The organism is Paraburkholderia sp. 2C, assembly GCF_054589215.1.
In genome coordinates this window covers 23,493-42,378 of record NZ_BAAILL010000046.1, presented here as the reverse complement: position 1 = coordinate 42,378, position 18,886 = coordinate 23,493, and the positions used below count along the sequence as shown (strand labels likewise).

Genomic DNA, 18,886 nt, shown 5'->3' with positions numbered 1-18,886 from the left:
TTAAATCACTCCGGATTTTAAGGGTACAAAGAAAACGCGATCAAGCCGCGACTCCCGCCACTGCGCGGGCCCCGTGCGTTCGACGAGCGTGAGCACTTGCGTCTGACCGTCCTGCGTGCCGACCGGCGCGACGAGGCGCGCACCGATCGCCAGTTGTTCGAGCAACGCCTGCGGCACGTCGAGGCCGGCCGCGGCAATCACGATCGCGTCGAACGGCGCCGCGGCCGGCAAGCCGATGCGGCCGTCGCCGTAATGCAAGCGAATGTTCGGAATACGCAATGGCCGCAGATTCGTCTTAGCGCGCTCGTATAACGGCCTCACGCGCTCGATCGAATACACGTCGCGCGCGACCTGGCTCAGCACCGCCGCCTGATACCCGCAGCCGGTGCCGATCTCGAGCACATTGTTGAGCTCGCGCCCCGCCGCGGCCAGTTCGATCATCCGCGCGACCACCGACGGCTTCGAAATGGTCTGGTGATGGCCGATCGGCAGCGCCGCGTCTTCGTAAGCCTGGGTCGCGAGGCCAGGATCGACGAACATGTGGCGCGGCACCGTCGCCATCGCGTTCAGCACGCGCGGGTCCGCCACCCCATTGGCTCGCAGCCGTTCGACCATGCGCTCGCGCACCCGTTCCGAGGTCAGCGCATGCGCGCGGTTCAACGGCACATTCGGCGCACCGGCGCGCTCGGGCGTGGCCGGCAGCCTCAGCGCCGGCTGCTGGCGCGTGCTCTCGGCGCGTGTGACAGAACCCTTGGCGGTCTCGTTGCGTTTGGCAGTCACTACCGCGCGTGCGCCTCGCGCACCGGCGCCGGTAGCCGAAGCGGCACCCGATTTGCCGCCCCCCCCTGAGCCACCCGACAAGCGGCCATCGATCGCCGTGGCTTTCGTGGAGCGCGAGTCACCCGAACGCGCTTCGCTTCGGCGCGGTTCGCGCACCAGGTCTTCGAGGCCCAGCGGAAAGCGCTTCGCGCGCTCGCCCGTCATGAAGCGCTGCTCCCGGTGTGCGCCCAGTCGCGTGTCGCGGACAGCATCTCGGTGTGCGTGAGGTCGAGTTGCAGCGGCGTGATCGACACATAACCCTGTGCGACCGCGTGAAAGTCTGTGCCTTCGCTTGCGTCGCGCGCGCTGCCCGACGGGCCGATCCAGTAGATCGGTTCGCCGCGCGGATTGGTCTGGCGGATCACAGGCTGCGACGGATGCCGTTTGCCGAGACGTGTAACGCGCCACTCCCGCAACGCCTCGTACGGCAGATTCGGAATATTGACGTTAAGAAGCGGATGTCCGGGCAACGGCGCGTCGAGATAATGTTTGACGATTTCGGCAGCAACGCGCGCCGCCGATTCGAGATGCGCCCAGTCTTTATCGACGAGCGAGAATGCGATGGCCGGCACATTGAACATCACGCCTTCGGTCGCGGCGGCGACGGTACCCGAGTACAGCGTGTCTTCGCCCATGTTCTGACCGTTGTTGATGCCCGACACCACGAGGTCCGGCGTATGGTCGAGCATGCCGGTCAGCGCGATGTGAACTGAATCGGTCGGCGTGCCGTTCACGTAATAGAAGCCGTTCGCGGACCGCAGCACCGACAACGGCCGCCACAGCGTCAACGAGTTCGATGCGCCGCTGCAGTTTTGCTCGGGCGCCATCACGGTGACGTCGGCAAGCGGCTTCAGCGCTTCGTAGAGCGCCGCGAGACCCGGCGCCAGGTAACCATCGTCGTTGCTGAGTAGGATTCGCATCCGGCGATTGTAACCGAGGAAACAAGGCACGCGGACGACATGGCGTGGTGCAATTGCCGATCGTGCCACGCCCGCGCGACACCTGCGCAACAGGCACACGACAGGCACACAACAGGCATGAGTCGCCTGACCGGATGCCCCGTCGCCACACCGGGCAACGCTGAACGACGCGACTGTCGACAGAACAACGCGCACGGTCGTTCGAGCGCGCTTTACACGCACCGCCCTGGCGCGCTGCGCTCGCCCATCGCGCTCAAAGCTTTTCGGTTTCGCCGCTCGACGGCTGCCACTTCATGAAGCGCCGCTCGATCACGCCGACCAGTCCGTCGAGAATCAGCGCAAACGCAGTCAGCACAAGAATGCCCGCGAACACGGTGTTGATATCGAACGTGCCTTCGGCCTGCAGAATCAGATAGCCGACGCCGCGCGCCGAACCCAGATACTCGCCGACCACCGACCCGACGAAGGCGAGCCCGACCGACGTATGCAGACTCGAAAACACCCAGCTCATCGCACTCGGCAGATACACATTGCGCAGCAGTTGCTGGCGATTCGCGCCGAGCATCCGCGCGTTCGCGAGCACGACCGGGCTCACTTCCTTCACGCCCTGATAGACGTTGAAGAACACGATAAAGAACACGAGCGTCACGCCAAGCGCAACCTTCGACCCGATGCCAAGACCGAACCAGACGCCGAAGATGGGCGCGAGAATCACACGCGGCATCGAATTGGCAGCCTTGATATACGGATCGAACAGCGCGCTCGCAACGGGCGCCAATGCAAGCCACAAGCCGACCGCAAGACCGAGCACCGTGCCGATCACAAACGCGAGCACGGTCTCGACAAGCGTGATCCACAAATGGAGATAGATTTCGCCCGATGTGAACCACTGCCAGATCCGCACGATGACTTTCTGCGGCTCGCCGAACAGGAACGCGGCCTTGTTCGGATCGTCGAAATAGAACGCGGGCAGCAGCGTCGGGCTCGTCAGCACATACCAGAGCACGAAGCACAGCACGAGCAGCAGCCATTGCCAGATCACGAGGTTCGCCCGGTTCGGACGCAGCATCTTCCACATGAGTCGTCAGGTCCTTTCGCTGTTCACGGGCGTGCCGCTCATACGGCTTTCAGCTGTTGCTGATAGCCCTTTAGCACTTCGTCGCGCAGCACGCTCCAGATCTGCGCATGCAGTTCGACGAAGCGCGCGTCCGAGCGGATTTCGGCGACGTCGCGCGGGCGTTGCAAATCGATCGCGAATTCGCCGATCGGCCGCGTCGCCGGTCCCGCCGACAGCACGACGACGCGGTCGGACATCGCAATCGCTTCGTCGAGATCGTGCGTGATGAACAGCACCGCCTTGCGTTTCGCGGCCCACAGGTCGAGCAGCTCGTTTTCCATGAGCTGCCGCGTCTGGATATCGAGCGCGGAAAACGGCTCGTCCATCAGCACGATGTCGGGGTCGAGTATCAGCGTCTGCGCCATCGCGACGCGCTTGCGCATGCCGCCCGACAACTGGTGCGGATAACGGTCGCCGAAACCGCCGAGGCCGACGCGCTTCAACCACGCTTGCGCGCGTTCGCGCGCTTCGGCGCGCGGCACGGTGTGGAATAACAGCCCCGCCATCACGTTATCGAGCGCGGAACGCCACGGCATCAGCGCGTCGGCCTGAAACATATAGCCCGCGCGACGGTTGATGCCGCTCAACGGTTCGCCGAACACGCTGACCGCGCCCGCCGAGGGCGCGAGCAGTCCCGCGCCGACATTCAGCAAGGTCGACTTGCCGCAGCCGGTCGGGCCGACCACCGAGACGAACTCGCCGGGCGCGATATGCAGCGTCGCATCTTTGACAGCCGTGTAACGCGCGCCGCGCTCGTCGCGCGAAGCGAACGTGCAGGTGATGTTATCGAGCGCGAGTGCGGGAACCGTCATCGTCGCGCACCTAGGCCTTGACCGTCTCGAGCGCCTTCTTCACGAAGTCGTTGGTCCACGCCTTCGACAGATCGATCGGCTTGCCCTGCACCGTCGCATCGAAGGCCTGCAGCGTTTTCAGCGACGTGGCCGGGCCGTCGGCCGGCATCAATCCGTCGGGCGAGATCGCCGGTTTCACATGCTGCCAGGCGGCGATATACAACGCGCGGTCGCCGAGCAGATACGACTCGGGCACGGTATTGGCCACGTCGTTGTCGCTCGCCGTTTGCAGCCATTTGAGCGCGCGCACCATCGCGTTGGTCAGCGCCTGGGTGGTGTTCGGATTCTTGTCGATAAAGCTTTGCGACGCGTACATACAACCGGCCGGCATATCGCCGCCGAACACCGCGCGCGTATCGGCGAGCGTGCGCGTATCCGAGATCACGCGGATATCGCCCGCGCGTTCGAGCTTGGTCATCACCGGGTCGAGATTCGCCAGCGCATCGATCTGCCCGGCCTGCATCGCCGCAACCGCGCCGGCGCCCGCGCCGACACCGATAAACGACACATCCTTCGCGGTCAGTCCCGCCTTGGCGAGCACGAAACTCGCCATGATCGACGTCGACGAACCGGGCGCCGTCACGCCGATCTTCTTGCCTTTCAGGTCAGCGATCGACTTGTAATTCGGCATCGTCTTCTTCGACACCGCGAGCACGATTTGCGGCGCGCGCCCTTGCAGCACGAATTCACGGAACATCTGACGCTGCGCCTGCAGCAGCAACGTGTGTTCGAACGCACCCGACACGACGTCCGCGCTGCCGCCGACGGCCGCCTTCAATGCCTGCGAGCCGCCCGCGAAATCGGAGATTTCGACGTCGAGTCCTTCGTCCTTGAAGTAATTGCGCCGCTCGGCAATCGTCAGCGGCAAGTAATAGAAGAGATTTTTTCCGCCCACCGCGATCGCGACCTTGCGCGTCTCGAGTTTCGCTTGCCCGAACGCAAACGGCATGTGGGCGGAGAGCGCCGTGCCCGCGAGCGCCGCGGTGCCGGTCAGAAAGGTTCTGCGTTGCATCGTTGCAATCTCCGGTTCTTTTTTGCTTGCGGTGCGCTCACAGAGCGATGTCACACGATCTGTTGCGCATGCAACCTTGCGATGTGGTCCGCATCATAACCCAGCGATTGCAGGACTTCATCGGTATGCTCACCGAGCTGCGGCCCGAGCCAGCGCGTGTCGCCGGGCGTGACCGAAAACTTCGGCGTCACCGCGGGCAGCGCAATCTCCTTGCCGTCCTGCCACTTGAAAGTCTGGATCATCTGACGCGCGATGTACTGCGGATCGGCGAACATGTCCGCGACGCTGTAGATGCGGCCGGCCGGCACGTCGGCTGCGTTGAGCACGGCGAGGGCTTCGTCGATCGTGCGTGTCGACAGCCATGCGGCGATCGCGCCGTCGATTTCCTGCGTGCGCGGCACGCGGCCATCGTTGTGCGCCAGTTCGGGATCGTTCGCGAGATCGTCGCGGCCGATCGCCAGCATCAGGCGTTTGAAAATCGGATCGCTATTGCCGCCGATCACGATGCTGCCGTCGCGGCACGGATACGTGTTGGACGGCACGATGCCCGGCAGCGACGCGCCCGTGCGCTCGCGCACCATGCCATAGACGCCGTACTCGGGCACGACGCTCTCCATCATGTTGAAGACGGCCTCATACAGCGCGACATCGACGACCTGGCCTTTGCCGCCGTTCACCTGCCGGTGATGCAGCGCCATCAGCGCACCGATCACGCCGTGCAGCGCCGCGATCGAATCGCCGATCGAAATGCCGATGCGCGGCGGCGGCAGATCGGGATAACCGGTTATGTGCCGCAAGCCGCCCATCGCTTCGGCAATCGCGCCGAAACCGGGCCGGTCGCGATACGGACCGCTCTGACCATAACCCGAGAGCCGCACCATCACGAGGCCCGGGTTGTCGGCCGACAGGACGTCGTAGCCGAGCTCGAGTTTCTCGAGCAGGCCAGGGCGGAAATTCTCGATGACGATGTCCGCTTCTTTCGCGAGACGCCGCACGATTTCCTTGCCCTCGTCGGCCTTCAGATTCACGGTCACCGATTTCTTGTTGCGCGCCTGCACGGCCCACCATAGCGACGTGCCGCCCGCTTCAGGGTATAGCTTGCGCCATTTGCGCAACGGATCGCCACCCTTCGGATCTTCGATCTTGATCACGTCCGCGCCGAATTCGCCGAGAAAACGCGCGGCGAACGGACCGGCGATCAAGGTGCCGAGTTCGAGCACCTTCACGCCCGCGAGCGGACCACCGGCGTGGGTGGTGTGGGTGACGCCCGTCGGGTGCGTCTCGTTCGCTGGCTTCATGGTTGTCCTTCGATCGTGGTTAACACCGAACTGCGTGGCACGACGAGCCGCATCGAACTACATCGAACGCCGGTCGAGCATCGCGCGTGCGATCGTGCCCGCATCGACATACTCGAGTTCGCCGCCGACCGGCACGCCGCGCGCCAGACGCGTCACCGACAGGCCGCGCGCCTTCAGCGTCTGCCCGAGGTAATGCGCAGTCGCTTCGCCTTCGTTCGTGAAGTTGGTCGCGAGCACGACTTCCTTGACCACGCCATCGGACGCGCGCCTGACCAGCCGGTCGAAGTGAATCTCCTTCGGACCGATGCCGTCGAGCGGACTCAGACGCCCCATCAGCACGAAGTAAAGGCCGCGATAGGTCATGGTCTGCTCGAGCATGATCTGATCGGCCGGCGTTTCGACGACACACAACAGCGTCGGGTCGCGCTCCGGATCGCTGCAGACTTCGCAGACCTGCGCTTCGGTAAAGGTATTGCACTTCTCGCAGTGCTGCAGATGCTCGGTCGCATAGAGCAGCGAACGGCCGAGCTTCTGTGCGCCGTCGCGGTCGTGCTGCATCAGGTGATAGGCGATGCGCTGCGCGGACTTCGGCCCGACTCCGGGCAGCGCGCGCAGCGCTTCGACGAGCGCCGACAAGGCGGAGGGTTGTTTCATGCGAATTCAGGGCGCAATTCTGGGCGCAAATGCCGGGCTCGGAATCAAAGCCCGGGTTAGAAAGGCAGCTTGAAGCCCGGCGGCAGCGGCATGCCCGCGGTCATGCTGCCCATCTTCTCCTGCGCGGTCGTCTCGGCCTTGCGCACCGCGTCGTTAAACGCAGCCGCGACGAGGTCTTCGAGCATGTCCTTGTCGTCGGCGAGCAAGGACGGATCGATCGACACGCGGCGCACGTCGTTCTTGCAGGTCATCGTCACCTTCACGAGACCGGCGCCCGACTGGCCCTCGACCTCGATCTGCGCGAGCTCCTCCTGCATCTTCTTCATGTTTTCCTGCATCTGCTGGGCCTGCTTCATCAGTCCCGCGAGTTGGCCTTTCATCATGGACGTGCTCCTTCTTGATCGTGTGCGCTGTTGGATGCGCGGAACGCTTCAGTGTCGCTCAAGCGCCGCAAGTTCGCTTCAGTTCGTACTTCAGGTTCGCGGTTTGGATTCGAATGCGGCCCGCTTCGGGCCGGTATTGTTTGCTTCGGGTCGCTCGGTTCTGCTGTTCGGTTCTGCCATGGCGGTGAATCAGTGCGCGGCGCTCGCGCCGCCCGCCCCGCCCTGCCCCGCGGCCGGCATCAGCGGACGAATCGAGCCCGGCACGATACTCGCGCCGAACTCGCGTATCAGCGACTGCACGAACGGGTCCGCGCCAATCTCGCGCTCGGCTTCCTGCTGACGCTGCGCGCGCGCCGCGGCGTCGAGCGCGGCCGCCGTGCGGCGCGCCGGTCCGACTTCGACGACGACATCGACCGGACGGCCGAGCCGTTCGGCCAGCGCAGCCTTCAGCTTCGCGACCTGCGCGGCATCCGCGTACTGCGGGACCGGCACGTTGAGCCTGAGCGTCGTGCCGTCGAGCGCCATCAGTTCGCTGTTGAATGCGAGCTGATACGAAATGCCCTTGAGCGGTAGACCGGCGGCGAGCGCCGGCCAGTCGCCATCGACGCCCAGTGCGTCGAGCGGCACGGCCGGCGGCAGCGGACGCGTGTCGATGACAGGCGCCGGCGCGGCGGCCGGACTCACGCGAACGTCGTGGGCGCCGCCGTCGAAAACCGGCGCGAAGCCGTCGTCGGGCGGCGCGAAAAACGCGTCGTCCGCGGACATCGGGACGTAGTCGTCGAGCGCGCCGGGCGCGTCCGGTGGAATCTCTTCCCAAGGCGGGACGGTTGTGCTGCCGCCTGCGTTCGCGTTCGCCCGCGCCGAAGCGGCACCGGACGACGCGCCATCCCGCTGCTGTGCCTGCGCCTGAGCGCGGCGCGCGGGGTCAGGCACAGGCACCACCACGCGTGGCGCGGGAGCGGGCTTCGTCACCGCCGGTGCGGGTTTCGCAGGCACCGCCGACGCGGACGCGCCCGCTCTGCCGCCGCCCGACAGCTTCATGCCGGCGTTACGCAACAGGTCGAGCGCCGCGCTCGCACCGCCGCCGCGGCGCGGCGACCCGTCCGCCGGTTGCGTTGACGATGGTGTTGAAGATGGCGTTGGCGAGGGCTCCTGTTCCTGCTGCAGCGCCGTCGCGTCGGCGAAACGCTGTTGCGCGGCCACGGCGGATGGGGCGGGAGCAGGTTTGCCCTCTGTCCCGTCGACGCCGTTCGTCGCGCCGGCATCGGCCGCAGACGCGGTCTGCACGGCGCTTTCGGCCACATCGGCGGACACCGGGGGGCCGGACATCGATGTAGCAGCGTCCGCCTGCGCCGGGACCGGAACTGCCGCGGCGTCCGCTGCACGTACCTCTTGCGCAGCGACTGCTTCCGCGGCATCGGCATGGCTGCCGGACAACGCACCGCCGGAGGCGCGCGCAGACGGCTTATCGTCGGTCACGAGCACGGCATGCGGCGCAACTGCCTGCTGCGCGGTCACCGCGGGCGCGCCCGAGCGCCGGCCGCCGGCCGCGCCGCTCTGGCCGCCGGGCCGCGCGGCGGACACCGGGCCGCCGCCTGCAGCGCCTGCGCCACCGTTGAGCGCCGGTTCGAAGGCGAGCATGCGCAGCAGCGTCATCGTGAAGCCCGCGTATTCGTCGGGCGCGAGGCCGAGTTCGCTACGGCCGATGGTCGCGATCTGATAGAACAGTTGCACCTGCTCGGGACTCAATGCATCGGCGAAACGCCGCACATCCGCGGCCTCCGGCCATTCGTCGAGCACGGACGACGGCGCAAATTGCGCCCAGCCGATCCGGTGCAGCAGGCTTGCAAGGTCTTGCAGCGCGGCCGAGAACGACAGGCTGCGCAGCGCCATTTCGTCGGCCACCGCGAGTACCGCGGGACCGTCGTTCGCCGCGAGCGCGTCGAGCAGGCGGATCAGATAGCTCTGATCGAGCGCGCCCAGCATGCCGCGCACCGCTTCTTCGGTTACCTGGTTGGCCGAATACGCGATGGCCTGATCGGTCAGCGACAACGCATCGCGCATCGAGCCGTCCGCCGCACGCGCAAGCAGGCGCAGCGCCTGCGCTTCGAACGTGATCTGCTCTTCGCCGAGAATGCGCTCGAGATGCGACACGATATGACCGGCCGGCATCTGCTTCAGATTGAACTGCAGGCAGCGCGAGAGCACTGTGACGGGAATTTTCTGCGGATCGGTGGTGGCCAGAATGAATTTGACATGCGGCGGCGGCTCTTCCAGCGTCTTCAACATCGCGTTGAACGCGTGGTTCGTCAGCATGTGCACTTCGTCGATCATATAGACCTTGAAGCGCGCATCGACCGGCGCATAGACCGCGCGCTCGAGGAGCGCCGCCATTTCGTCGACCCCGCGATTGCTCGCCGCATCCATCTCGACGTAGTCGACGAAGCGCCCCTCGTCGATCTCGCGACACGCGCGGCATACGCCGCATGGCGTGGCGGTGACGCCCGTTTCACAGTTGAGCGCCTTGGCGAAGATACGCGACAGCGTCGTCTTGCCGACGCCGCGTGTGCCGGTAAACAGATAGGCGTGATGCAGACGGCCGCCGTCGAGCGCATGCGTGAGCGCGCGCACCACGTGCTCCTGTCCGACGAGCGACGCGAAATCTTTCGGCCGCCACTTGCGTGCGAGAACTTGATAGGTCATCGGGAAATTGTATCAGCAACGCATAGGCGCAAAGCCGGTTCGGCCCTGCGCGACAAGGGAATGCGAGAAACGGGCTCGCCGCTCTATTGTATTTGGCTAATGGTCCGATAGAAAACGGCGTTTAGCGCGAGGCGGCCGCACGTGCCGCACACAAAACACGTCAAGCAAAAACCGTGAGACAGACAGAAGGAGTCAAGCGGCCGCGAAAGCGATGGCCGAAGAACTACGAAGACGCCACCACCCATAACGCCATGCGCAAACAACGCGCAAACACGCGAACAGGAAGGGCAAACAGGAGAAAAGACAAAACAGGAGGAAAAGCGAAGGTGACGAGCCCGACCCTCGGCACTGGTGGAAAACGGCTGTGGCTGCTTCGTTCCCGACCTGACCAGGTTGACCGCACCTCCATGCGAGGAGGCCCGTCACGTCGCATTCTATCATCGCGGCCGCAATTCTCCTAACCCTTGTGTTCGCCGACACCACCTCCAGATAGGCGTCGAAAGGAGTGGCGCACGACTGCGGCAAGCCCGCCGCAAGGCGCCGATCCTGCTGTCCGAATGGGTACTATCACCACGGGCAGCACATAGCGAATTAGGCTAAACTGCGTGCAAGTGACCCGTAAAGCCAAGCGCCGAGCGCCTTCGCAGGTTCTTAGCAGCCAGTCCCCGCAAACCTTCGAACGACATTCGGTTGAGCCTTTCTTTGCGGTAAAGCGAACGGAGATTTTCTTCAGTTTTGATGTATCGTGGCGAGCATTCAGGCAGGCCTCGAACCGGATGAGGTATTCAGACAATGAGCGAACAAATCAAGCACATCAGCGACGCATCGTTCGAACAGGACGTCGTGAAATCGGATAAACCCGTACTGCTCGATTTCTGGGCGGAATGGTGCGGTCCGTGCAAAATGATTGCACCGATCCTCGACGAAGTCGCGAAAGACTACGCCGACCGCCTGCAGATCGCGAAGATCAACGTCGATGAGCATCAGTCCACGCCGGTGAAGTTCGGCGTGCGTGGCATCCCCACGCTGATTCTCTTCAAGAACGGCGCGGTTGCCGCACAGAAGGTCGGCGCGCTGTCGAAATCGCAACTCACCGCGTTCCTCGACGGTAACCTTTAAGCAGTTTTTAATTGATCGATTAGCCGGTGTTTTTATTGCGACGGTTTTATTGTCGTGTTTTGTGAGCGGCTAATCTTGCGGGTGTAGTGGTTTGTAGCGCGTCGGAGCGATCGCTGGTTTCCAACCGCTCTTTCCAACCGCTGGTTTCAATGTTACTCACACCCGCCCCCACCCGGTCTGCTGCGCGATAAGCGTGCATACCGGGTGAGACGGTCTCACTGTCCGTTCTTCCGGTGCCCGTTACATGGCCGGTTGTTGTCGGCTGACAACACGGATAAAACAAAGCGGCCGGTCCGCCACGCAAGCTGAAGCAGGCGTGTGCTATGCTAGAATTCACAAATCGTCGAAAAGACGAATAAGTCCCTGAGCGGTTCCGCTCAACTCTCCTCCCAGATTTCTTTTCAGGTCGCACCTTCTCCTGCGGGTTCTCCGTATGCATTTATCCGAGCTTAAGACTCTGCACGTGTCACAGTTGATCGAAATGGCCAATGGCCTCGAGATCGAAAGTGCGAACCGCCTGCGCAAGCAGGAATTGATGTTCGCCATTCTCAAAAAGCGCGCGAAGACGGGCGAAACGATCTTCGGTGACGGCACGCTCGAAGTGCTGCCGGACGGCTTCGGTTTCCTGCGCTCGCCGGAAACGTCCTATCTCGCGAGTACGGACGATATTTACATCAGTCCGTCACAAATCCGCCGCTTCAACCTGCATACGGGCGATACGATCGAAGGCGAAGTGCGCACGCCGAAAGACGGCGAACGCTATTTCGCGCTGGTGAAAGTCGACAAGGTCAACGGCCAGCCGCCGGAGGCGTCGAAGCACAAGATCATGTTCGAGAATCTGACGCCGCTGCATCCGAACAAGGTGCTGCTGCTCGAACGTGAAATGCGCGGCGAAGAAAACGTCACCGGCCGCATCATCGACATGATCGCGCCGATCGGCAAAGGTCAGCGCGGCCTGCTCGTCGCATCGCCGAAGTCCGGCAAGACGGTGATGCTTCAGCACATCGCGCACGCGATCAAGCAGAACCATCCCGATGTCGTGCTGTTCGTGCTGCTCATCGACGAACGTCCCGAGGAAGTGACCGAAATGCAGCGCTCGGTGGCGGGCGAAGTCATTGCGTCGACGTTCGACGAACCGGCCGCACGTCACGTGCAGGTCGCCGAAATGGTGATTGAAAAAGCGAAGCGCCTCGTCGAAATGAAGAACGACGTCGTGATTCTGCTCGATTCGATCACGCGTCTTGCGCGCGCCTACAACACGGTCGTGCCGGCCTCGGGCAAGGTGCTCACGGGCGGTGTCGATGCGAACGCGCTGCAGCGTCCGAAGCGCTTCTTCGGAGCCGCGCGCAATATCGAGGAAGGCGGCTCGCTCACGATTATCGGCACGGCGCTGATCGAAACCGGCAGCCGCATGGACGACGTGATCTATGAAGAGTTCAAGGGCACCGGCAATATGGAAGTGCACCTCGAACGGCGTCTCGCGGAAAAGCGCGTGTATCCGTCGATCAACCTGAACAAGTCCGGCACGCGCCGCGAAGAACTGCTGATCAAACCCGAGATCCTGCAAAAGATCTGGGTGCTGCGCAAGTTCATTCACGATATGGACGAAGTCGAAGCAATGGAATTCCTGCTCGACAAGATCCGCCAGACGAAGAACAACTCCGAGTTCTTCGACATGATGCGGCGCGGCGGCTGACGCTCGCGTGCTTCGCATCGGCGCTGCGTGTCAGCGCTTCGAGTTCGTTGGAACGCCCGCCTTCGCGGGCGTTTTTCATTAGCGCCGGCACGTCATCGCGCCTCATCCATACGTCGCGATTCGCATGCTGAGCGCCGGCGCGATTAAAATCGTCGCTGTCCAGAATACCTGTGGCGAGGAAATCGTCATCGCGTCACCGCGTGTGACATGGCCGCCTTCAGCAATGCTCTCGAAACTCACTCAGTGGATCGACACACGCCGCCGCGAACGCGCGCTGCGCACACACGCGGTGTCCGACGCGCTGTGGCAAAAAACGCTCGCCGGCCTGCCGTTTCTCGCGCGGCTCGATGGGCAAGACCAGCTACGCCTGCGCGAGATGACGAGCCTCTTTCTCGCGCAAAAAGAATTCTCAACCGCGCATGAGCTCGAACTGACCGACGAGATCTGCGTCGCGATCGCCGTCCAGGCGTGCCTGCCGGTGCTCAATCTCGGCCTCGAACTGTATCGCGGCTGGGTCGGCATCATCGTCTATCCGGGCGAGTTCGTGATCCGCAAGACGGTCGAGGACGAAGACGGCATCGTCCATGAAGTCGAGCACGATGCGAGCGGCGAAGCATGGGAAGGCGGTCCGGTCGTGCTGTCGTGGGAAGACGCGCAAATGACCGATGGCAGCGACGCCTACAACGTCGTGATCCACGAATTCGCGCACAAGATCGACATGGTGACGGGCGACGCGGACGGCCATCCGCCCCTCTTCCGGCGGCTGCACGCGCCGCTCGACAGCACCGCGTGGGCCGGCTTGTTCGACCATGCGTACGATCATTTCTGCGCGCAGGTCGACGCGGTGCCGGAGCGCCGCTGGGCGCGCTTCGAGCGTGAATCGCTGATCGACCCGTACGCGGCGGACCATCCGTCTGAATTTTTCGCGGTCTGCAGCGAAGCGCTGTTCGTCAAGCCGCACGAATTCGAGGCCGGGTATCCGGAGCTATACCGGCTGCTGGCCTGTTACTACCGGCAGGATCCGGCCAGGACGGGCGTGCTGCAGACAACGGCAACGGGTTAGAAATATCCGACGAAATTCTCGTCAAGCGACTGATTTTCTGGCATAATCGCCGTTTTTCGACCTTAGGCAAGTGGCTTACGGATTCAGCGATTGAGCATCGACTGAGCGGAATTCGCAGGCTGGCTACCGCCCGATCAGAGGAAAGACCATGAAAGAAGGCATTCACCCCAATTACCGCGAAGTGCTGTTCGAAGACATGTCGAACGGCTTCAAGTTCGTGACGCGCTCGACCATCCAGACGCGCGACACCGTTGAGTTCGAAGGCAAGAGCTACCCGCACGCGAAGATCGAAGTGTCGTCGGAATCGCACCCGTTCTACACGGGCCAGCAGAAGATCATGGACACGGCCGGTCGCGTCGAGAAGTTCAACAAGAAGTTCGGCGCCCGCGCAACGGGCAAGGCGACCAAGTAAGCGCGCTTCGCGAACTTCGCCGCGCCGGGACGACACGCAATGCTCGGCCCGCGCAGCAAGGCACCAGAAAGGGCAGCACACGCTGCCCTTTTTTATCGTCCAGACCCAACGGACTCTCGCTCGACCCGCAACGATATGCGCCGCTCGCGAAGCGCGCGTTCTGCCTCCAGTCAAACCAGGCGAACAAAGCGGGGAAAGCGGGCAAAGCAACCCAAGCACCACAAGCAGCACGCCGATGCATACGGCATTCGCGCCCGCGGCAGGCCATGCAGTCCCAAACATCGAACGTCGACCTGGCGCACGCACGCACTCACGCCTTTGCATCAAGCCGTCCCCGTCGGTCGCCGAGCCGCAAAATGCCTCGCGTCGCGCTCCCCGGCAAAACCGCCGTCGGCGACGCGCCGTTGTCAACACCCAGTTGTCTCTACGCCATGCCCTCCGTTACACGTTCATGACGTGCAGCGCCGCGCACGTCTACAATGCCGGATGCTCAAACCGGCCGGGATTCCGCGCTGCACGCCGCGACCAAGCCAGTGGCAAACCCCGTGTTCAACGCGGAGGTTGCCTTGCTGTTCAACCGGCTGTCCGCCGTGCGTCCATCGCGTCCCGGAAAAACGCTTCATCACGATCAATAACACCGCATGAGACCCGTTGTCCGACTCACCGCCTCCGCGACCAGCGCTCTACCGCGCTCCCTGCTGCTCGCCATTTGCGTGATCTATGCGTCGTTTGGCCTGTTCGGCCGCGACCCGTGGAAAAACGAGGACGCGGCCGGCTTCGGCGTGATGTGGACGATGGCCAACGGCAATCTGCACGACTGGCTGTTGCCGAACCTCGTCGGGAAATTCATCACGTCGGATGGACCGCTCGGCTACTGGCTCGGCGCCGCCGCGATTCGCGCGCTCGCGCCGTGGGTCGATGCGAGCAACGCGTCGCGCGTCTTCACGGGCCTGCTTTTCTGCGCGGCCTGCGCGTTCGTCTGGTATGGCGCTTATCTGCTCGGCCGGCGGCCTGAAGTGCAGCCATTCAAATACGCGTTCGGCGGCGAGCCCGAACCACGCGACTATGGCCGCACGCTCGCCGACGGCGCGCTGCTGATCCTGCTCGCCTGCTTCGGCCTCGCCGAGCGCGGCCACGAAACCACGCCCGCGCTCGCGCAGTTCTTCTGTATTTCGATGCTCGTATACGGCCTCGTGCGCATGCTCGACAAGCCGAAACAGGGCACGCTGATCTGGGGCGGCGGACTCGGCCTTGTCATGCTGACGGGCAGCCCGGTGCTGGTCGGCGCGTTGCTCGTCGGCACCTTCGTCATGACGCTGATCGTGCGCGAAGCGCGCACGCGGTGGCTGCTGATCGCGGGCCTGCCGGTTGCGCTCGCGCTGTCCGTTTCCTGGCCGATCGCCGCGCTCGCCGCGTTTCCAGCCGACGCGGTCTGGTTCCTGAACCAATGGATGCGCGGCAGCCTGAATTCGTTCACGGGTCCGTTCGGACCGGTGCTGCTATACGCGCTCAAGAACCTGCCGCTGTTCACATGGCCCGCATGGCCGCTCGCGATCTGGGCATGGATCAGCTGGTCGGGGCTGCGCCGCGCGCCGCATATCGCGATTCCGCTCGCGGTAATCGGACCGCTCTTCGCGCTTGTCGTACTGCAAAGCTCGGAGACGAACCGTCTCTACATGCTGCCGCTGCCCGCGCTGTCGGTGCTCGCCGCATTCGCGCTGCCCACGTTGAAACGCGGCGCGATCAACGCATTCGACTGGTTCGCGGTGTTGAGCTTCACGGTGCTCGGCTCGTTCGTGTGGCTCGTCTGGCTCGCGTCGATGACGGGCTTCCCGTTCTTCCTCGCGCGCAACCTGTCGCGGCTCGTGCCCGGCTACGTGCCGCAATTCAAGATCGTGTCGCTGATCTGCGCGATCGCGGTCACGCTCTGCTGGATGGTGCTGGTCCAGTGGCGCGTCGCGCGGCATCCGAAGGTATTGTGGCGCAGCGTCGTGCTGTCGAGCGCGGGCACGACGCTGATGTGGGTGCTGCTCATGACGTTGTGGCTGCCGATCGTCAACTACAGCCGGACCTACAAGGACGTCGCGCAGCAGATCGCCACGCATCTGCCCGAAGACTATTCGTGCATTTCGCCGGTGCGCCTCGGCAACGCGCAGATTGCGACCTTCGCCTATTTCGGCGGCATGCACTTCTCGTTCACCGACGACGACTGCGACGTGATCCTGCGTCAGGATACGCAGGACTTCGGCGAACCGAGCGCGATGTCGAACTTCGTCTGGAAGCTGGTCTGGGAAGGCCGCCGCGCGGCCGACCGCGACGAGCGTTTCCGGTTGTACGTGCGGATCGATCGGCCGAAGCCGCCCGTCAAGCGGCGCAATGGGCGGCCTGCAACGCCGCAATAGCACCGCCATGAGCACCGCAGAGAGCAGCACGCCCTTTTTCGCCGACCTCCGCAAGATCGCGGTGCTCGCGTGGCCGGTGCTGATCGGCCAGCTCGCGATCATCGCCTTCGGCGTCATCGATACCGCGATGGTCGGCCGCTATTCGGCAACGGATCTGGCCGCGCTCGGACTCGGCGCCTCGATCTACATTTCGGTCTACATCACGCTGACCGGCATTCTGACCGCCTTGCAGCCGATCGTCGGGCTGTCGTACGGCGCGGGGCGTCTGGAGGAAGTCGGCGAAGACGTGCGGCAGGCGCTATGGCTCGCCGCGGCGCTGACCGTCATCGGCTTTCTGATTCTGTACTTCCCGGCGCCGCTGCTGCAGCTCGCGCACGCGCCCGATGCGCTGCGCGAACGCACCATCGCCTATCTGCAGATTCTCGCGTTCGGGCTGCCGGCGGCGCTCGTGTTTCGCGTCTACTCCGCGCTTGCGACCGCGGTCGGCCAGCCGCGACTCGTGATGTTTCTGCAGGTCGGCGCGCTTGCGCTGAAAATTCCGTTGAATCTGTGGCTTATTTTCGGCGGTCTTGGCATACCGGCGGCCGGCGGCCCGGGCTGCGCGCTCGCGAGCACGTGGCTGAACTGGCTGCTCGGCGCCACCGCCTTGCTGCTGCTCGTGAAGCTCGACGTGTTCCGGCCGTTCGCCATTTTCGCGCGCTTCTGCTGGCCGGTCCGGCGGCGGCAATTCGCGCTGCTGAAGCTCGGCATTCCGATGGGCGCGTCGTATCTGATCGAAGTGACCTCGTATACGTTCATGGCGCTGTTCATCGCGCGCTTCGGCACAACGACGCTCGCCGGCCACCAGATCGCCGCGAACCTCGGCGCGGTGCTGTATATGACGCCGCTGTCGATCGGCATCGCGACATCGACGCTCGTCGCACGCGCGCTCGGCGCGCGGCACGACGCGGCGGCGCGCACGCTCGCGCGACACGGCATCCTGATGGCGTGCGCGATCGCATGCTGCTTCTGCCTGATCGTGCTCGCGCTGCGCCCCCTGATCGTGGCGGGCTACACCACCGACGAGCACGTGACGGCCGCCGCGTTGCCGCTCGTGCTGATCGTCGCGATCTATCACATCTGTGACGCGTTGCAGGTCACGTCCGCGTTCGTGCTGCGCGCCTACCGCATCGTGATCGTGCCGACAGCGATCTACGCGGTCGCCCTGTGGGGCGTCGGGCTCGGCGGCGGGTATCTGCTCGGTTTCAACGTGGGCGGCATCGTGCCGCCGTGGCTGACCGGTGCGCGCGGATTCTGGGTGGCGAATACCGTGAGCCTCGCGGTGGCGGGCGTCGGGTTGCTGTTTTACTGGCACCGCGTCAGCGAGCAACCTGCGCGCGCTGACGATGCTCGCGACGCGGCGTAAAACGTCGCGCCGCAAGGCCATTCAAGCCGGTACGTTCAAGCCGCCGCGCCTGCCATGGCGTCGACATGCCCGAACACTTCGCGCGCGGCAAAGAGCGCATTCAGCGCGGCCGGAAAGCCCGCATACACGGCCATCTGAATAAACACTTCGACGATCTCGTCACGTGTGCATCCGACGTTGAGCGCCGCTTCGATATGCACTTTCAGCTGTGGCTGCGCGTTGCCCAGCGCCGCCAGCGCGGCAATCGTCGCAATCTCGCGTGAGCGCAGATCGAGCTTCGGACGACTATAAATATCGCCGAACGGGAATTCGATCAAAAGACGCGCAAAATCCGGTGCGATCGGCGCGAGCGATGCAAGCACTTTCTCTCCGGCCGATCCGTCGATTTCCTTCAGCCTGTCCCAGCCTCGTGCATAGCGCTCGTCTCGCGCGTCGCGTTCATTGTCAGTGTGTTCCATCGTGATCCTTCGCTCCGTTCAGTGTGATCGACATGTCATGTCTCACCGCACGTCATCGCGCCTGTCATCGCGCCTGTCGCCGCGCTCGATCGCTTCATAGTGGCCGATCTTGTCGCTGATCGCGGCGAGATTCGCCTGCAATTGCGCAATGTGCGCCAATACCGCCTCGCGATGCGCAACGAGCATCTCGCGACGCGCCCCGACGCTCGCCTCGCCCTGCGCACGCAATGCAGCAAATGCCTGCATCCCGGCAATCGGCATGCCGGTCGCCTTGAGCCGCATCACGAACTGCAGCCAGTCGAGGTCGGCCGGCGAATAGAGGCGATGCCCTGCCCCGCTACGCCCGATCGCGCGCAGCAGGCCGGCCTGCTCGTAATAACGCAGCGTATGCGTGGAAACGCCGCTTGAAGCGGCGACCTGACCGATTGTGAGTGGTGGGGACATGACAGAACCAAGGTTAGGACTTCGAGTGCACTCTAAGGCAAGTGCGCCGCTTCGTGAACCGTCACTCCCCAAAAGCGTAGTCCGGTTCCCCGCACCGCGTAGGCGCCCGCCCACACCGTTTGAGGGTTGG

17 protein-coding genes and 1 other RNA gene are annotated in these 18,886 nt (G+C 64.0%); 6 read left to right on the top strand and 12 right to left on the bottom strand.

The annotated features are described in order from the left end of the window. The 10 genes from ACYPXD_RS23865 to ffs form a co-directional block, all read right to left on the bottom strand. Entirely contained in the window at positions 1-984 is a 984-nt protein-coding gene (locus tag ACYPXD_RS23865; protein ID WP_459716847.1) for a protein-L-isoaspartate(D-aspartate) O-methyltransferase, read from the bottom strand. Continuing rightward, positions 981-1,739: a 5'/3'-nucleotidase SurE gene (surE, locus tag ACYPXD_RS23860; RefSeq protein WP_459716845.1), complete on the bottom strand. Its 759-nt coding sequence runs from the start codon at positions 1,737-1,739 to the stop codon at positions 981-983. The genes ACYPXD_RS23865 and surE overlap by 4 nt, the downstream gene beginning before the upstream one ends. A gap of 253 nt (positions 1,740-1,992) precedes the next feature. Next, positions 1,993-2,817 (bottom strand): ABC transporter permease, encoded by an 825-nt coding sequence (locus tag ACYPXD_RS23855; RefSeq protein ID WP_459716842.1) that lies wholly within the window; start codon positions 2,815-2,817, stop codon positions 1,993-1,995. 38 nt (positions 2,818-2,855) lie between these two features. Continuing rightward, entirely contained in the window at positions 2,856-3,668 is an 813-nt protein-coding gene (locus ACYPXD_RS23850; RefSeq protein ID WP_459716839.1) for an ABC transporter ATP-binding protein, read from the bottom strand. A 10-nt stretch (positions 3,669-3,678) separates the two neighbouring features. Beyond that, on the bottom strand, positions 3,679-4,719 hold the full coding sequence (locus tag ACYPXD_RS23845; protein ID WP_459716836.1) for an ABC transporter substrate-binding protein: 1,041 nt from the start codon (positions 4,717-4,719) through the stop codon (positions 3,679-3,681). A 50-nt stretch (positions 4,720-4,769) separates the two neighbouring features. After that, complete coding sequence (locus ACYPXD_RS23840; RefSeq protein WP_459716833.1) at positions 4,770-6,017, bottom strand: CaiB/BaiF CoA transferase family protein; 1,248 nt, start codon at positions 6,015-6,017, stop codon at positions 4,770-4,772. A 57-nt stretch (positions 6,018-6,074) separates the two neighbouring features. Further along, entirely contained in the window at positions 6,075-6,671 is a 597-nt protein-coding gene (recR, locus tag ACYPXD_RS23835) for a recombination mediator RecR (RefSeq protein WP_459716831.1), read from the bottom strand. 56 nt (positions 6,672-6,727) lie between these two features. Beyond that, complete coding sequence (locus ACYPXD_RS23830) at positions 6,728-7,054, bottom strand: YbaB/EbfC family nucleoid-associated protein (protein WP_075157314.1); 327 nt, start codon at positions 7,052-7,054, stop codon at positions 6,728-6,730. A gap of 189 nt (positions 7,055-7,243) precedes the next feature. After that, positions 7,244-9,757 carry a DNA polymerase III subunit gamma/tau gene (locus ACYPXD_RS23825; protein WP_459716828.1) on the bottom strand — a complete coding sequence of 838 codons (2,514 nt, stop codon included), beginning with the start codon at positions 9,755-9,757 and terminating at the stop codon, positions 7,244-7,246. A 325-nt stretch (positions 9,758-10,082) separates the two neighbouring features. Then, positions 10,083-10,181: signal recognition particle sRNA small type (gene ffs / locus ACYPXD_RS23820), an RNA gene on the bottom strand. A gap of 368 nt (positions 10,182-10,549) precedes the next feature. On the opposite strand from ffs, the gene trxA reads away from it, so the two are divergent. From trxA to ACYPXD_RS23790, 6 genes are all read left to right on the top strand, one after another. Continuing rightward, positions 10,550-10,876 (top strand): thioredoxin TrxA, encoded by a 327-nt coding sequence (gene trxA, locus ACYPXD_RS23815; protein WP_006048864.1) that lies wholly within the window; start codon positions 10,550-10,552, stop codon positions 10,874-10,876. 433 nt (positions 10,877-11,309) lie between these two features. Next, the gene (rho, locus tag ACYPXD_RS23810) at positions 11,310-12,572 is read left to right on the top strand and encodes a transcription termination factor Rho (protein ID WP_075157316.1); all 1,263 of its coding nucleotides are present in this window, start codon (positions 11,310-11,312) and stop codon (positions 12,570-12,572) included. A gap of 223 nt (positions 12,573-12,795) precedes the next feature. After that, positions 12,796-13,635, top strand: a complete 840-nt coding sequence (locus tag ACYPXD_RS23805; RefSeq protein ID WP_459716824.1) for a M90 family metallopeptidase — start codon at positions 12,796-12,798, stop codon at positions 13,633-13,635. Positions 13,636-13,783: 148 nt separating this feature from the next. Beyond that, positions 13,784-14,047, top strand: a complete 264-nt coding sequence (locus tag ACYPXD_RS23800) for a type B 50S ribosomal protein L31 (RefSeq protein ID WP_459716821.1) — start codon at positions 13,784-13,786, stop codon at positions 14,045-14,047. A 641-nt stretch (positions 14,048-14,688) separates the two neighbouring features. Continuing rightward, the gene (locus ACYPXD_RS23795; protein ID WP_459716817.1) at positions 14,689-16,449 is read left to right on the top strand and encodes an ArnT family glycosyltransferase; all 1,761 of its coding nucleotides are present in this window, start codon (positions 14,689-14,691) and stop codon (positions 16,447-16,449) included. 7 nt (positions 16,450-16,456) lie between these two features. Then, the gene (locus tag ACYPXD_RS23790; protein WP_459716815.1) at positions 16,457-17,854 is read left to right on the top strand and encodes an MATE family efflux transporter; all 1,398 of its coding nucleotides are present in this window, start codon (positions 16,457-16,459) and stop codon (positions 17,852-17,854) included. Between the two features lie 35 nt (positions 17,855-17,889). On the opposite strand, the gene ACYPXD_RS23785 is transcribed toward ACYPXD_RS23790, so the two are convergent. Both ACYPXD_RS23785 and ACYPXD_RS23780 read right to left on the bottom strand, forming a co-directional pair. Next, a complete protein-coding gene (locus ACYPXD_RS23785; protein WP_459716811.1) occupies positions 17,890-18,312 on the bottom strand; it encodes a carboxymuconolactone decarboxylase family protein in 423 nt (140 codons plus the stop codon). A gap of 42 nt (positions 18,313-18,354) precedes the next feature. Next, the gene (locus ACYPXD_RS23780; RefSeq protein ID WP_459716807.1) at positions 18,355-18,756 is read right to left on the bottom strand and encodes a MerR family transcriptional regulator; all 402 of its coding nucleotides are present in this window, start codon (positions 18,754-18,756) and stop codon (positions 18,355-18,357) included. Positions 18,757-18,886 lie beyond the last annotated feature (130 nt).

Bases quoted from the DNA above. Each gene is read 5' to 3' on its own strand.
- ACYPXD_RS23865 (WP_459716847.1), bottom strand. From the start codon at position 984: ATGACGGGCGAGCGCGCGAAGCGCTTTCCGCTGGGCCTCGAAGACCTG.
- surE (WP_459716845.1), bottom strand. From the start codon at position 1,739: ATGCGAATCCTACTCAGCAACGACGATGGTTACCTGGCGCCGGGTCTC.
- ACYPXD_RS23855 (WP_459716842.1), bottom strand. From the start codon at position 2,817: ATGTGGAAGATGCTGCGTCCGAACCGGGCGAACCTCGTGATCTGGCAA.
- ACYPXD_RS23850 (WP_459716839.1), bottom strand. From the start codon at position 3,668: ATGACGGTTCCCGCACTCGCGCTCGATAACATCACCTGCACGTTCGCT.
- ACYPXD_RS23845 (WP_459716836.1), bottom strand. From the start codon at position 4,719: ATGCAACGCAGAACCTTTCTGACCGGCACCGCGGCGCTCGCGGGCACG.
- ACYPXD_RS23840 (WP_459716833.1), bottom strand. From the start codon at position 6,017: ATGAAGCCAGCGAACGAGACGCACCCGACGGGCGTCACCCACACCACC.
- recR (WP_459716831.1), bottom strand. From the start codon at position 6,671: ATGAAACAACCCTCCGCCTTGTCGGCGCTCGTCGAAGCGCTGCGCGCG.
- ACYPXD_RS23830 (WP_075157314.1), bottom strand. From the start codon at position 7,054: ATGATGAAAGGCCAACTCGCGGGACTGATGAAGCAGGCCCAGCAGATG.
- ACYPXD_RS23825 (WP_459716828.1), bottom strand. From the start codon at position 9,757: ATGACCTATCAAGTTCTCGCACGCAAGTGGCGGCCGAAAGATTTCGCG.
- trxA (WP_006048864.1), top strand. From the start codon at position 10,550: ATGAGCGAACAAATCAAGCACATCAGCGACGCATCGTTCGAACAGGAC.
- rho (WP_075157316.1), top strand. From the start codon at position 11,310: ATGCATTTATCCGAGCTTAAGACTCTGCACGTGTCACAGTTGATCGAA.
- ACYPXD_RS23805 (WP_459716824.1), top strand. From the start codon at position 12,796: ATGCTCTCGAAACTCACTCAGTGGATCGACACACGCCGCCGCGAACGC.
- ACYPXD_RS23800 (WP_459716821.1), top strand. From the start codon at position 13,784: ATGAAAGAAGGCATTCACCCCAATTACCGCGAAGTGCTGTTCGAAGAC.
- ACYPXD_RS23795 (WP_459716817.1), top strand. From the start codon at position 14,689: ATGAGACCCGTTGTCCGACTCACCGCCTCCGCGACCAGCGCTCTACCG.
- ACYPXD_RS23790 (WP_459716815.1), top strand. From the start codon at position 16,457: ATGAGCACCGCAGAGAGCAGCACGCCCTTTTTCGCCGACCTCCGCAAG.
- ACYPXD_RS23785 (WP_459716811.1), bottom strand. From the start codon at position 18,312: ATGGAACACACTGACAATGAACGCGACGCGCGAGACGAGCGCTATGCA.
- ACYPXD_RS23780 (WP_459716807.1), bottom strand. From the start codon at position 18,756: ATGTCCCCACCACTCACAATCGGTCAGGTCGCCGCTTCAAGCGGCGTT.